This is a genomic window from Pseudomonas sp. S3E12, from assembly GCF_001702295.1.
GTDB lineage: Bacteria > Pseudomonadota > Gammaproteobacteria > Pseudomonadales > Pseudomonadaceae > Aquipseudomonas > Aquipseudomonas marginalis.
This window is the reverse complement of sequence record NZ_MBDT01000029.1, coordinates 217658-231376: the sequence shown is the minus strand read 5'-3', so window position 1 is coordinate 231376 and position 13719 is coordinate 217658. Positions and strand designations below refer to the sequence as shown.

Below are 13719 nucleotides of genomic sequence, written 5' to 3'. Positions count from 1 at the left end.
CTACGGTGTGCATGGTGCGGGATGTATACTTGCGGCCTTGTTTTGAAATGAGGTCGCCCATGCCATCCGTTATTTCCACCGACGTCCTGATTGTCGGCGCCGGGGTTGCCGGCCTCTGGCTGAATGCGCGCCTACGCCGCCAGGGGTTTTCCACGGTGCTGGTGGAAAACGCCACATTAGGTGGCGGGCAAAGCGTGAAATCCCAGGGGATTATCCACGGCGGTGCCAAATACGCCCTGCACGGCGCCCTCACCGGCGCCTCCGAAGCGATTGCCGATATGCCGCGCCGCTGGCGCGAAGCCCTGGCCGGTGACGGCGAGCTGGACCTGTCCGGCGTGCGCGTGCTCTCGCAAGCCCATTACCTGTGGTCCCCTGGCACGATCGCTGGCAACCTCACCAGCTTTTTTGCCAGCAAGGCCGTGCGCGGCCGTGTCGATCAGGTCAAGGGCGACGACCTGCCGCCAGCCCTGCAAGACCGTGGCTTCAAGGGCAAGGTCTATCGCCTGGCCGAACTGGTGGTGGACGTACCCAGCGTGATCGAACGCCTGGCGCAACTGGCCGGTGACGGCTTGCTCGCCGGGCAGCATATCGACCCCCTATACGAAGGCGACACCTTGGTGGGCTTGAAAGTCGATGGCCGCGAAATCCGCGCCCAGCGCATCGTCCTGAGCGCCGGCGGCGGTACCGCCGAACTGCTCGCCGCCCTGGGCCTGAGCCAGCCGGCCATGCAGAGACGCCCGCTGCATATGATCATCGCCAAGGGCCCAGGCCTGAAGCCGCTGTACGCCCACTGCCTGGGCGGCGGTACCAAGCCGCGCATCACTGTCACCACGCACCCGGCTGCCGATGGCAATTGGGTGTGGTACCTGGGCGGCGACATTGCCGAGGCCGACGGCGTGGCACGCGCGCCCGAAGAGCAGATCGCCACCGCCCAGAAAGAGCTGGCGCACCTGCTGCCCTGGATCGATATGAGCCAGACCCGCTGGGCCACGCTGCGGGTCGACCGCGCAGAGCCCCTGCAATCGGGCCTGAGCCGGCCTGACAACGCCTTCGTCGCCGAAGAGGGCCGCCTGCTGGTGGGCTGGCCGACCAAGCTGGCGCTTGCGCCGGATTTCGCCGATCGCGTGCTCAACAGCCTCGAACGCGACGGCATCCGCCCAAGCGCATCGGAGCCTTTGCCCGACCTGCCAAAACCCGCCATCGGCGTACCAGCCTGGGAGCAACTGTTGCCATGAGCCTGCCGACCCTGCACGACCTGCACCGCCCCTTGGGCAGCACCGGCCTGCTGGTGTCGCCGCTCGGCCTCGGCACCGTCAAGCTGGGCCGCGACCAGGGCGTGAAATACCCCAGCGGCTTCACCATTCCGGATGACGACGAAGCACGGATGTTGTTGCGCCAGGCCCGCCAGCTGGGCATCAACCTGATCGATACCGCACCCGCCTACGGGCGCAGTGAAGAACGCCTGGGGCCACTGCTGCGCGGCCAGCGTCAGGACTGGGTGATTGTCACCAAGGTCGGCGAGGAGTTCGAAGCAGGCCTGTCCCGCCATGATTTCAGCGCTGCCCATACACGGATGTCGATCGAGCGCAGCTTGAAACGACTTGAAACGGATTTTATCGATCTGGTGCTGGTGCACTCCGATGGCAACGACCTGCACATCCTCAACGACTGTGAGGTGTACCAGACCCTCGCGCAGCTGAAACAAGAGGGCAAGATTCGCGGTTTCGGCTTCTCCGGCAAAACCGTCGAAGGTGGCGTGAAGGCTCTGGAACAAGGTGATTGCGCGATGGTCACCTACAATCTGAACGAACAGGCGGAAAAAGCCGTCATTGAGTATGCGGCGGCCCATGGCAAGGGCATTCTGGTCAAAAAGGCGCTGGCCAGCGGCCACGTCTGCCTGGAACCGGGAATGGATCCAATACACGCCAGTTTCATGCTGTTGTTTGCGCAAACGGGCGTCGCCAGTGCTATTGTCGGGACCATCAATCCGCTGCACCTGGCCCATAACGTGGCGACCGCTGCCAAGGTCATTCGTCAACTCTGATGCCGCCGACGCGGCCGACCCCGTCGCAAGAAGGAGCCGACATGCCGCGAACGCTCATAAGAAAAAACCCCAGCAACTTCAAGACACTGCCGCTGCACGTCGAAGCCACCCCCGAAGGCCTGAGCTACCAGAGCGTGGGGATGCCCCTCAACTTCGCCCAGACCCTGCAACGGCGCAAGCCGGTTGACGTGCCGGATGCCGAACGCTTCGCCCTGGAACTGGCCAACCTCGGCGTATCGGTGCGCCTGACCCTGCACTGGCAAAACAAAGATTACTGGGTGTTGGTGCGCCAGCGTCGCCAGGACCGTGGCGATGTGGTGCTCAAGCTGATCTCCGGCTACGTGCCCGCCCATGAACTGAACCTGCCGCTGCACACCGCCATCCAGGAGATTGCCGAGGAGTGCCTGCTGGAGACCCCGGAAGGCTGGCTCGGCGGGCGCTTCAACGACACCTGGTTGCCGGCCCCCTACTCCGCCGCGCTGCATTACCGCGAAGCCTTGCCGTTTCGCTTGAGCCCTTTGTCAGGCGCTGCACGCCCGGTGCGCTGCGCAACCACCCAACTGATCGAGCGCCCGCGGGCCTATGTGCATGTGCCGACCGCGTCGCTGCAACTGATTTATGACTTGCGCCTGGAAGTGCCGAAGGAAGCCAAATCCCTGAGCCTGTTCCATGTGGATGAGCGACTTGAAGGCGACCAACTGGTCGCACGCCTGGACCGACAGCGCCCGGACCTGTACCTGATGCCATTGAAAGACGGCCAACCGCTCGCCGAGCTCTACACCGTCAAGAAAGACCAGCTCTACCCCGCCAGCACCCGCGGTCTGTACCTGGCGGAAAGCTTCGCCCAGCAGGAAGGTTGGCTGGTGCGCGACGAACGCATTCGCTGGAAGGATTGGCTGCGGCAGCAAGGCCTGGCGGAGCCTGAGAAAGAATCGAAATTGAAGCGCCTGACCGGTAAGGCGCGCCAGATGCTGCGCAAGATCGTGCCGAAGAAAAAAACCAGCCGCTGAGGGCTGGCTTCGATAACTGTAGGAGCGAGCTTGCTCGCGAAAAACGCAAGGGCACCGCTTTTAATCAGGATACCTGCGTTATCGTTGACGAGCTTCGCGAGCAAGCTCGCTCCTACAGGTGAACAGTCAGCCTCGGAGCAACCGCGCCAGGCCAACCGTCAACGGGGTCGGCTCAGGCAGCTTGAAGCTGGCCAGCAAACGCTGGTTATTTGCCCGCGAATGGCGAATGTCTCCCGAGCGTGCCGGGCCGTAAGTCACGGCAGGCAACGTACCAATGGCCTCTTCCAGTGCCTGCAGCACCTGCTTGAGGGTAGTCGTGCGGTTCCAGCCGACGTTGATCGCCCCCAACGGCGCGTCCGGGGCTTCGATGGCCTGCACCAGCACGTCCACCAGGTCTTCCACGTACATGAAGTCGCGGGTCTGCTCGCCATCGCCGAACACGGTAATCGGCAGGCCTTGCTGAGCCCGTTCGCTGAAGATGCTGATCACGCCGGAGTACGGCGACGACGGATCCTGACGCGGGCCGAAGATATTGAAGAAGCGGAAAATCACCGGTTCCAGGCCATGCTGGCGCCGGTAGAAGTCGAAGTAATGCTCGCCGGCCAACTTGTCCGAGGCATAGGGCGTCAACGGCGCCTTAGTGGTCTCTTCGTCAATGGAAGCGCCTTCGCCGTTGTTGCCATACACCGCCGCGCTGGAAGCGAATACCACCCGCTTCACACCGGCTTTGCGCATGGCTTCGCAGACATTCAGGGTACCGACGAAATTACTCTGGTGCGTGCTGACCGGGTCATCTACCGAAGCCTGCACCGAAGCGACCGCCGCCAGGTGCACCACCGCCGTCGCGCCGACAGCGGCATGCGCCACCATCCCGGCGTCGGCGACATCCCCCTCAAGCAGTTCGACCCGCGGGTTGTCCAGCGGCAGGTTGCTGCGCTTGCCCGTGGACAGGTTATCCAGCACACGCACCGCATAGCCCTTGGCAAGCAGCGCATCGACCAGGTGCGAGCCAATAAAGCCCGCGCCACCGGTGATCAGGACCAACGGATCAGCCTTACTCATTGTTGCGGATCTTCTCGACAATGGCGGTGGTCGAGCTGTTCTCAACCAGGCCCAGCACTTTGACCTTGCCGCCGTAGGCGCTGACGATGTCGGCCCCGACCACCTGGTCGACGGAGTAGTCGCCGCCCTTGACCAGCACGTCCGGCTTGACCTGGGCCAGCAGGTTTTCCGGGGTGGCTTCGGGGAAGCTGATCACCCAGTCCACCGCGCCCAACCCGGCCAATACCGCCATGCGTCGGTCGACGCTGTTGATCGGCCGGCCAGGGCCCTTCAGGCGGCTGACCGACGCATCATCGTTGACCGCGACGATCAGGCGATCACCTTGGGCGCGAGCCTGCTCCAGGTAGGTCACATGGCCGGCGTGGAGGATATCGAAACAGCCATTGGTAAACACAATGCTTTCGTTGTGGGCACGGGCATCGTCAATCGCCAGCAGCAATTGCTCGATGCTCAGCACGCCACGTTCCGAACCTTCGGAGCGCTGGATCGCACGGCGCAGTTCAGGCGCGCTGATCGCGGCAGTACCCAGCTTGCCGACAACAATGCCCGCCGCCAGGTTGGCCAGGGCCACGGCGTGGGGCAGCTCTTCGCCGGCCGCAATGGAGGCCGCCAGGGTGGAAATCACGGTGTCACCGGCACCGGTGACGTCAAACACTTCACGGGCACGCGCCGGCAGGTGCATCGCCGGGTGACCGGGACGCAGCAGGGTCATGCCGTGCTCGCCTCGGGTCACCAGCAAGGCGCCGAGGTCAAGGTCGGCCATGAGTGCCGCGCCTTTGCTCACCAGGTCGTGCTCATCGACGCAACCGCCGACGATGGCCTCGAACTCGCTGAGGTTCGGCGTGATCAGGCTCGCACCTCGATAAATCGAGAAGTCCTTGCCCTTGGGATCGGCCAGTACCGGAATGTTCCGCGCCTTGGCAGCCTGGATCAGTTCCTGGTGGTTCTTCAGGGCGCCTTTGCCGTAGTCGGACAACACCAGCACCTTGATACCTTCGAGCAACGCGTCGACCTGGCCACTGAGGGCCAGGGCGTCGGTGGCGAAGGGTTCTTCGAAATCGATACGCAGCAATTGCTGGTGACGGCTCATCACCCGCAACTTGACGATGGTCGGCTGATGGGCAATGCGCTGGAACAGCGCGCGCACGCCGGCGCCGCGCAGGCTGTTGGCCAGGCTGTCGGCGGCTTCGTCGTCGCCGGTCACACCGACCAGGGAGGCCGGGGCGCCGAGGGCGGCAATATTGAGGGCAACGTTGGCAGCGCCGCCTGGACGGTCTTCGATTTGCTCGACCTTGACTACCGGTACCGGCGCCTCAGGGGAAATCCGTGAGGTACCACCATGCCAGTAACGGTCGAGCATGACATCGCCGACCACCAAGACTGGGGCTTGATCGAATCGCGGCATGGACAACTTCATGGAGCAACCCACATACAAAATGAACAGGGGCGCGATATTAGCACAGGGTGAGCGCCGCCTAGTTCGAGAGCTTTATCCGCGATGCATCAGGCACTGAAACTGATCACTTTTTAAACAGTGCCGCCAGGATCTGCTCCACGGCTTCAGCCAACTCGACCTCATCGGTATTGATTTCGCAGTCGGCCGCAAGCGGCGCCTCATAGGGGCTGTCCAACCCGGTGAAGGCCTTGATGCGCCCGTCCAGTGCCGCACGGTACAAGCCCTTGGGGTCGCGCCGGGCGCATACGTCAAAGGGCGTGCTGACATAAATCTCAAAGAACTGCTCCGGCCCGAACAGCGCCCTGGCGCTCGCCCGATCGACGCTGAACGGCGAGATCGCCGACACAATGACAATCAAGCCGGCGTCCACCATCAGGCGCGCCACTTCGCCGATACGCCGGATATTTTCCTTGCGGGCCGCATCGCTCATGCCCAGGTCATTGCACAGCCCCGTGCGCAAATTGTCGCCATCGAGCACGAAGGTGTGCCGTCCCTGCTCGTTGAGTTGCACCTCCAGGGCATTGGCCAGGGTCGACTTGCCGGACCCGGACAGCCCCGTCAACCATACGCAGCAAGGCTGCTGATGCTTGAGCGCCGCCCGCGCGGCCACCGACAGCGATAAGGCAAAGGGACGGATGGCAGCGCAACCGCCGGCCAGCAACTGGCTATTCATAACCCAACACCTCGTAGTCACGTTGATAGGCACGCCTGACCAATCGGCGCGTGCGCGAGGAGCAAAAGTCCCTGACCGGCTCGTGGCGACGCCCCAGTGAAACATTCAGATGCGGCAGGGATGAGTCCACCCCGAGGCGTTCGCACAGGTGCTGGAAGTCTTGCTGCAAAGACTCCTGGCGCCCGAGGAAGTCCATGGCCATCTGGCCCATGTGGTCGACCAGGAAGTCGGTCTGGGGAGCGAAGTGCAATTGGCGTCGCAGATTGTCCGGGTGCAGCCAGCCGGCAACGAAATGGTCGAAGTCACGGTAGCTGGAAACCAGCGCCTGGGCTTGCAGGTCGCGAGGGCCCATGGCGTTGCCGCGCAAATAGGTGTAGGCCGAGTAGGCCCGCTCGAGCGGGTCACGCACGAACGCAAATTTGAAGCTGCGCTCGCAGTGCTGGGGAAATTGCTGCTCATACCAGTAATACGGCAAATGCCCCGGCCAGCGTCCCTCGAGAAGTGCCGAGCACACACTGCTGCCGGCGCATTTGGGCACATGGATAAACACACACCGGTGGCGCTCGAAAGCCGGGTTGAGCGTTGCGACCCCAGACAGGGATTTGTTCACCGCCTGACGATCCACCACCGACAAACGCCCCAGCAGAAACACCCTCTGGTGTTTGGGCAGCAGTTTCCACAGTAGATGTTGCAGCATTCCAATACCCACGCAAGAAGGTTAGCCCTCTCGTTCGTCATTCGAATCGAGAAGGCCAACATAACAAACGACAGGCAGTGGATTATTTGGCTTTGGTCAAGCCCTGTAACGGGCCGGATACAAACACCGGGGCGCATTGCACGCCCCGGCGGGTCAGGTGATGTTTGCCGTGGCCGGTTCGTCCAGCCCCATGGCGTGCAGGCGCGAGTAATAACCGCCCATGGCCAGCAGTTCGAGATGTGTCCCGCGCTCGACAATTTCACCGTGGTCCATCACCAGAATCAGGTCGGCTTTCTCGATGGTGGACAAACGGTGTGCAATCACCAGGGTGGTGCGACCTTTCATGACCTTGTCCAGTGCAGCCTGGATATGCCGCTCGGACTCGGTATCCAGGGCCGAAGTGGCCTCATCGAGGATCAGCAGCGGGGCATTTTTCAGCAGGGCCCGGGCGATCGCCAGGCGCTGACGTTGACCGCCGGAAAGCAGCACGCCGTTTTCACCGACTTCGGTGTCCAGGCCTTTTGGCAGCTCGGAGATGAAGTCCATGGCGTAGGCGTCGGCGGCGGCTTTCTCGATGTCGGCACGGGGTGCATCCGCGAGGTCGCCGTAGGCGATGTTGTTGGCCACGGTGTCGTTGAACAAGGTCACATGCTGGGTCACCTGGGCCACGTGACGACGCAGGTTACGCAGGCGGTAGTCTTCGATCTCGACCTCGTCCAGCAGGATTTCCCCGGTTTCGTGATGGTAGAAACGCGGGATCAGGCCGGCCAGGGTCGACTTGCCGCTGCCCGAGCGGCCGACCAGGGCGATCATCTGCCCAGGGGCTGCGCTGAAGCTGATGTTCTTGAGCACCTCACGCTCCGTACCCGGGTAGGTGAAGCTCAGGTTGCGCACGTCCAGGCGACCGCTGACGCGATCACGCTCCACGGTGCCGCTGTCGACTTCGGGCTCTTCATCCAGTTGTTCGAAGATGCTCTCGGCGCCGGCCACGCCTTTCTGGATCGTCGAGCTGACTTCCGACAGCTGGCGAATCGGCTTGGGCAGCAGGCCCGCCGCAGTAATGTAGGCCACCAGGTCACCCGCCGTGGCTTCACCGCGCAACAGCAGCACCAGGAACATCAACGCGGCCATGGCCGTGTAGATCACCAGTTGCAGCATCGGCGTATAGACCGCACCGGTCTTGTTCATGCGCAGCTGCTTGTCGGTATTGCCCTGGCTGGCAGCGGCAAAGCGGCGCTCCTCGTAGCTTTCGCCACCGAAGCTGCGCACCACGCGGTACCCCTGGATGGTTTCCGAAGCGACGTGCGTCACATCGCCCATTGCCACCTGGATCTTCTTGCTCTGCTTGCGGAATTTCTTGCTGGTGCTGCCGACCATGATCGCGATCAGCGGCAGGATCGCCAGCATCACGAGGGTCAGCTTCCAGTTCATCCACAGCAGGTAGCCAAACAGGAACACCACCGTCAGGCCTTCGCGGATCACCACCTTGATTGCATCGGTGGCCGCACCGGTGACCATGGTCACGTTGAAGGTGATACGGGAAATCAGGTGCCCGGAGTTGTGGGTATCGAAATAGCGGTTCGGCAACACCAGCAGCTTGTTGAACAGCTGGACCCGCAGGTCATGCACCAGCCCCAGGGAAACCTTGGCCAGGTAGTAGTTGCCCAGGAACGATCCCAGCCCCTGCCACGCGGCGATCAGGATGATCAGCAGCGGCACGGCCATCAGCAACTTCAAGTCCTTGAACAACGGGATCTTGGGCAGGAACACCACATCGGGGTTGCTCAAGCCATCGACGAAGTACTTGAGAATCCCAGCGAGCATTGGCTGGGTCGAAGCGAAGATCACGAAGCCCACGATACTCAGCAGGAACATGCCGAGGTACGGTTTCACATAGCCCAGCAGCCGGAAATAGATTTTCAGGCTGGATTCCTGGTCCGCTTTGGGCGGTGCGTCACTCATGTGTCGAGCTCACTGATTGGGTAGGACGCGAACTTTATCACACGCGTCGGGTTTGGCCCGAGCCCAGACCAAAACACTGGCCAGGGCAATCGGCAGCCAGGAGATAAACCACTCGGCCCGCGGCGTGCCGGTCAGGCTGGCGGCATCGAATTGCATGGCCAGGAACGAAAACACCCACATGCCGATGATGCCCTTGCCATAGAGCGTGTCGCGGGCCTTCCAGGCTTGCCACAGCACACCGAACCACAGGCCGCACCACAGCAGCAGGCCCGGCAGGCCCAACTCGATGCTCACGTGGGTGAACAGGTTGTGGGAGTGATCGAAAAAGAGGTTGTCGGCAAATACCTTGTAGTCCCCACCCAGCCCCAGGCCGGTCCACGGGCGCTCGCTGATCATCTGCACAGCGGCCATGAAAATCTGCGGGCGGTAAGACACGCCACGGGCCAGCATCAGGGATTGCATGGCGAAGAACACCGCCAGCGCCGCAATGACCGCGCCAATCGCAATCACCGTGCTACGGCGGTCTCGGCACCAGGCGGGCATCGCCACCACAGTCAGCAACAAGGCCAGTGCGGCACCACGACTTTGGCTCAACACCACGAAAAGTCCGAGAAAACCGATAGACAGCACCCACGCCACTTGCATCCAACGACCACGGGGCAACCAGTGCAACAGCCAAACCGCAGCCAGGCCAATCACGTAGGCGCCCAGGATCGGGTGGGCCAACTGCCCTAAACCTTCGAGGCGGGCAGTCCAGGCATTCTGCTCAACACCATAGAACCTGATGATCGCCACCAGCGACGACAAGGCAAGCCCGAAACCGCCCCACTGCATCACACGAATGACGCGTTCGGTTCGACCACACGCAAACACAGGAAAAAACAGCAGGAACACACCGATATACAGCAGGCGCTTGGCCTCGCGCGACGGGTCTTCGACATTGGTCCACGACAGACTGACCAGCCCCCAGACGGCGAGCGCAGCGACCAGCAGGCACAGCCAGCGCTGTTCGCGCCAGACTTCCTTGAGACGCTCACGCGCCGACCAGGCAAACACCATTGCCGGCAACCACAGAAACAGCGTCAAGCCTTGTTGATAGATCTTATTGGTCGGCGCGAAGGCAATAGCCAACAAAAACCAAAGTAACCCGAAAACCATCCATACCTGCGCCCAACGACTTGCTTGCATCACCCGCTCCTGAATACGTTCAACCCACCAACCCGGCATGGTTAAAACCCAAAACTTTCGGCATTATTACCGATCACTGTGCCCGCGACCCCCACAAGGCTTTCCGACGATGCAATGTTCAAGGCTTTCCCAAGCCGATTTAACCGCGATGATTGAAGGTGCCAAAATCCTGGAACAGGACAGCTATGGCCCCAAAGTCTACCTGCTGACCGACGGGAATATCCTCAAACTGTTTCGCCGCAAGCGCCTGCTGTCGTCCGCGCTGTTTCGCCCGTACTCCAAGCGTTTCATCGACAATGTGGCGCAGTTGCAACAGCGCGGCATCCCGACCATGACCGTGCTCGCGTTCTTTCAACTGACGACCCCCGGCATGACCGCCGTACTCTATCGTCCTTTGCCGGGCGAAACGCTGCGCCAGATTTCCAGCCGTGAAGGCTTTGACTGGCGCACGAACCTCGACCCGCTCGTGGCCCTTATTCGCCGCTTGCATGGCGCGGGCATCTACTTCCGCTCGTTGCACCTGGGCAATATTGTCGTGACACCGGACAATGAAATGGGCCTGATCGACGTGGCCGACATGCGCTTCCTGCGCGCGCCCTTGAACCCTGAATTGGCAAGGCGCAACCTGCAACATTTCGCGCGCTATATTGCGCGCGAGAAGCTGAACGAACGCTTTCCAATGCAAGCACTGGAGCAAGCGCTGCTAGCGGCATGAGAACAGCCGCCGGGTGGTTTCGGTGAAATCATTCCAGGCTTGCTCCGGTGCCAACGCCCGCGACTGAGCCTCGACAACCTGCGCACTGGAACTCATGAACGCACGGTTCAGGAGGTCAGCCCAGGACGCGGTGCTGTCTACGGGCGCGTACCAGCCGGCATCACCCAATTGTTCGCGGAACACCGCCAGCTCACTGGTCAATACCGGCACACCGGCCATCACCGCCTCTTGCAGGATCAACCCCAGGCCCTCTTCCGTGGACGGAATGGCAACCCAGTCAAATGCCCGATAAAGGGTCGCCGCCTCAGGAAAATGCCCCGGCAGGGACACCTTGTCGCGCAAGCCAAGCGCCTCGATACGCGCCTCAAGCCTGGGCCTCGCCGGCCCCTCGCCGATGATCACCAGGCGCGCATCCGGCTGATCGGCCGTCGCACTGGCAAAGGCCTCCAGCAAACAGCCAAACCCCTTGCCGTCTACCAGTCGACCTACCGCACCCACTGCCAGCGAGCCATCCAATGGCAGTCCCAGGTGGGAGCGCGCCTGCTCACGGGTAAGCACTGCGGCACGGAACACAGCAGGATCGAAGGCACTGCGCAGCACCGCCACAGGCCGTTGCAGGTAACGCTCAAGGGAGCTGGCGAGGGTTTGCGACACGGCCGCGAGGGTCAGTTGCGACGCTGGAAGCTGCTCGACGAGCTTGCGATCAGCTTTGCGCAAGCGCGTGACACCATGAAAAATCACCACGGCGCGCACCTGCGGCAAATGCTTTAGCACCGGTAAAAGCACGCGTGCGACACCGACGCCATCAAGCAACACAACCTGCACATCTTCAGGCAGGGCCTTCTGGAAACGCGCACGCATCCAGGGCATCAGCCACTTCCACAGGTGCCGCCCCTTGAGCCTGGCAGATGAGAGGTTCCACTCGACGGCCTCTTTGACCAAGCCATCGTTACCCTCGGCGCGGCCCTGAAGCAACCAGGTGTGCACCCGTACATCGCTGTCGGCCTGGGACAATATCTGCTGATGAACCTTCTGCACCGAAGCGAATGCAGAGCCACCAGCCCACATGATGTTGAGAATACTCATCGAAAAAACCTTATGCGGTGTGGGTGCGGCTCGTCGTACTTACTAATGGATCAACCAGCCGATACCGACCCCAAGGATCAGCATGACGGCCAGCTTGACCCGCTCTCGTCGCTTACGCCGCTCCTTGGTCAAGCGCTCTCCTGCCGTCGCCACATGCAAACCAAAACCGGTGTGCAAAACGGCATCACCTTCCAGGGTAACGGCGGCCAGGTTCAGCTGCGCGTAACGCCTGGAAAGCCCTTTCTCACCTTCAAACCCGGCATAGGGCGCGCACAACCAATATTCCTTGATACGCCGCAGGCCCGGGTTCAGCGAGAACCCCTGCCAGTCAGGCTTATCGGACAGCAAAGGATAACAAGGCACCCCACCAATCACCTCACGCGCCCCCAGATGAATATAGGGACTGTGCACCTGCAAATCGTAGACGTAATTACGCAACCAGACTTGCAGAATATCGGGACGCTGCTCCAGGACCGTCTTGGAATCCTCGACAAAACCGGGTCGATAAAACGCCCAATCATCTTCGCAATGGAATATGTACGCGGTCTTGACCGACCCGTAGGCCAAGTCGATGGATGCCAATTGCCCCAGCTTCGGGCGGTTGATCAGGAACGTGCAATGGCCGAGCCAATGCTCAGGAATCGCCAGGCGGACCGCGTCATCGCCAGAGTCTTCGGTAATGAAGACTTCGCGAATGGCCGCTGTATTGAACAGATCGAAGCTCGTGAGCGTGCGCTTCAACAAATCGAAGCGACCACAACTGGTCACGACGAGCGTTATATCGCTTTGAGCGGAGAATTGCATTCAAGCCTCAAAATATCATAAGGCCACTAAGTGCGGCCACCTGGCAGATATCAAACGCCCAGTTTCAAGCGCAACTTTTCCAGCAAACTCAACGGGGCTCGGGGACGCAGCGGCGGCTTCAGCGCTTCGACAATGCGCTGTCCGATGCGCGCAAAGCTGAACTGACTGACCGCGAGGTCTTGCCCGTTGCGCGCAATCTCGGCCGCCAGTTGAGGATTGGATCGCAATGCAGCGAGTTTTTCCTGCAACTGGGGAATGTCTTTGTAGAACACCACATTGACCATGTCCTTGAAGCCAAGGGCCTGGTTTTCCGCAGCACCCTGGTCAAACGCCAGCAGCACACAACCACAGGCCATGGCTTCGAAGTTCTTGATCATATACTCGCCCATGCCCACGTCGGCACTGACGAAAAAACGAATCCGGTTGAGGGTTGCGCAGTATTCCTCACCGGATTTGGTGCGCGTGACCACCAAAGGTTCAACGCGGGCCAACTCATCGAGCAATGCCTTGCGACCACTGTAGGCCACGCTGTTGGTGCTGCCGACAAAGGCCAGCTCAATGTCGCGCTCCAGCCCCTGGGCCTGCAACAGCGCCTGATCGTAGCCCTTGGGCACGAACACCGCATCGAAGCCTTCCGCGCGCAGGCGTTCGGTCACCATATGCCCCGAACTGATGACCCGCGCCCACGGCAATCGACGGTAGTGGGCACTGAACTTGCCCGTGTACTTGCAGGGAATGTAGTTCTGGTAGGCATCGTGTTCGAGGATCACCAGGTTCGGGATCGTACGGATAAAGCCGGCCTGGCGAATCTCCTGCTTGAACCGCAGGAAGAACACGATGCGGTCATAACGGGTCACGTCGACTTCACGCTTGAAGTAACCGCGCAGGTTGCGCTGCTCAGCACTGCTCAGCCAGCGGGTATCGCACTCGCAGTGCTCGGCAATGCCTTCGTACAGGCGATCGAGAATCGCGCGCTGTTCTTTCTGTACCAGAAACAAAACTTTCATGACCTTCCCTTTCAC

13 protein-coding genes are annotated in these 13719 nt (G+C 61.3%); 4 read left to right on the top strand and 9 right to left on the bottom strand.

What is annotated here, in order from left to right:
- The first annotated feature begins 59 nt into the window (after positions 1 to 59).
- Genes BB029_RS22620 through BB029_RS22610 form a run of 3 tightly spaced genes read left to right on the top strand, consistent with a single transcriptional unit; the run spans position 60 to position 3054 of the window.
- Positions 60 to 1235, top strand: coding sequence for an FAD-binding oxidoreductase (locus tag BB029_RS22620; protein WP_065940856.1), 1176 nt, complete (start codon positions 60 to 62; stop codon positions 1233 to 1235).
- Positions 1232 to 2044, top strand: a complete 813-nt coding sequence (locus BB029_RS22615) for an aldo/keto reductase (RefSeq protein ID WP_065940855.1) — start codon at positions 1232 to 1234, stop codon at positions 2042 to 2044. Before BB029_RS22620 ends, BB029_RS22615 begins: the two co-directional genes overlap by 4 nt.
- Before the next feature lie 41 nt (positions 2045 to 2085).
- On the top strand, positions 2086 to 3054 hold the full coding sequence (locus tag BB029_RS22610; protein WP_065940854.1) for a metal ABC transporter ATPase: 969 nt from the start codon (positions 2086 to 2088) through the stop codon (positions 3052 to 3054).
- A gap of 126 nt (positions 3055 to 3180) precedes the next feature.
- Here the strand turns inward: BB029_RS22610 and BB029_RS22605 are convergent, their stop codons facing one another.
- The 6 genes from BB029_RS22605 to BB029_RS22580 all read right to left on the bottom strand — a co-directional run bounded on the left by BB029_RS22605 (position 3181) and on the right by BB029_RS22580 (position 10092).
- Positions 3181 to 4116 (bottom strand): NAD-dependent epimerase/dehydratase family protein, encoded by a 936-nt coding sequence (locus BB029_RS22605; RefSeq protein WP_065940853.1) that lies wholly within the window; start codon positions 4114 to 4116, stop codon positions 3181 to 3183.
- Positions 4109 to 5533 (bottom strand): bifunctional D-glycero-beta-D-manno-heptose-7-phosphate kinase/D-glycero-beta-D-manno-heptose 1-phosphate adenylyltransferase HldE, encoded by a 1425-nt coding sequence (hldE, locus tag BB029_RS22600; protein WP_065940852.1) that lies wholly within the window; start codon positions 5531 to 5533, stop codon positions 4109 to 4111. Before hldE ends, BB029_RS22605 begins: the two co-directional genes overlap by 8 nt.
- Before the next feature lie 103 nt (positions 5534 to 5636).
- Complete coding sequence (gene cysC / locus BB029_RS22595; RefSeq protein WP_065940851.1) at positions 5637 to 6245, bottom strand: adenylyl-sulfate kinase; 609 nt, start codon at positions 6243 to 6245, stop codon at positions 5637 to 5639.
- Complete coding sequence (locus BB029_RS22590) at positions 6238 to 6942, bottom strand: sulfotransferase family 2 domain-containing protein (protein ID WP_065940850.1); 705 nt, start codon at positions 6940 to 6942, stop codon at positions 6238 to 6240. The genes cysC and BB029_RS22590 overlap by 8 nt, the downstream gene beginning before the upstream one ends.
- 153 nt (positions 6943 to 7095) lie before the next feature.
- Complete coding sequence (gene msbA, locus BB029_RS22585; RefSeq protein ID WP_065940849.1) at positions 7096 to 8904, bottom strand: lipid A export permease/ATP-binding protein MsbA; 1809 nt, start codon at positions 8902 to 8904, stop codon at positions 7096 to 7098.
- 9 nt (positions 8905 to 8913) lie between these two features.
- On the bottom strand, positions 8914 to 10092 hold the full coding sequence (locus BB029_RS22580; protein ID WP_065940848.1) for an O-antigen ligase: 1179 nt from the start codon (positions 10090 to 10092) through the stop codon (positions 8914 to 8916).
- Positions 10093 to 10240: 148 nt separating this feature from the next.
- On the opposite strand from BB029_RS22580, the gene BB029_RS22575 reads away from it, so the two are divergent.
- Entirely contained in the window at positions 10241 to 10807 is a 567-nt protein-coding gene (locus BB029_RS22575) for a toluene tolerance protein (RefSeq protein ID WP_174557008.1), read from the top strand.
- Here the strand turns inward: BB029_RS22575 and BB029_RS22570 are convergent.
- The 3 genes from BB029_RS22570 to BB029_RS22560 are packed head-to-tail and all read right to left on the bottom strand — an operon-like array spanning position 10796 to position 13704.
- Complete coding sequence (locus BB029_RS22570) at positions 10796 to 11893, bottom strand: glycosyltransferase (RefSeq protein WP_065940846.1); 1098 nt, start codon at positions 11891 to 11893, stop codon at positions 10796 to 10798. The genes BB029_RS22575 and BB029_RS22570 overlap by 12 nt on opposite strands.
- Before the next feature lie 42 nt (positions 11894 to 11935).
- Positions 11936 to 12697 (bottom strand): hypothetical protein, encoded by a 762-nt coding sequence (locus tag BB029_RS22565; RefSeq protein ID WP_065940845.1) that lies wholly within the window; start codon positions 12695 to 12697, stop codon positions 11936 to 11938.
- Positions 12698 to 12747: 50 nt separating this feature from the next.
- Positions 12748 to 13704, bottom strand: a complete 957-nt coding sequence (locus BB029_RS22560) for a glycosyltransferase (RefSeq protein ID WP_065940844.1) — start codon at positions 13702 to 13704, stop codon at positions 12748 to 12750.
- Positions 13705 to 13719: the final 15 nt, after the last annotated feature.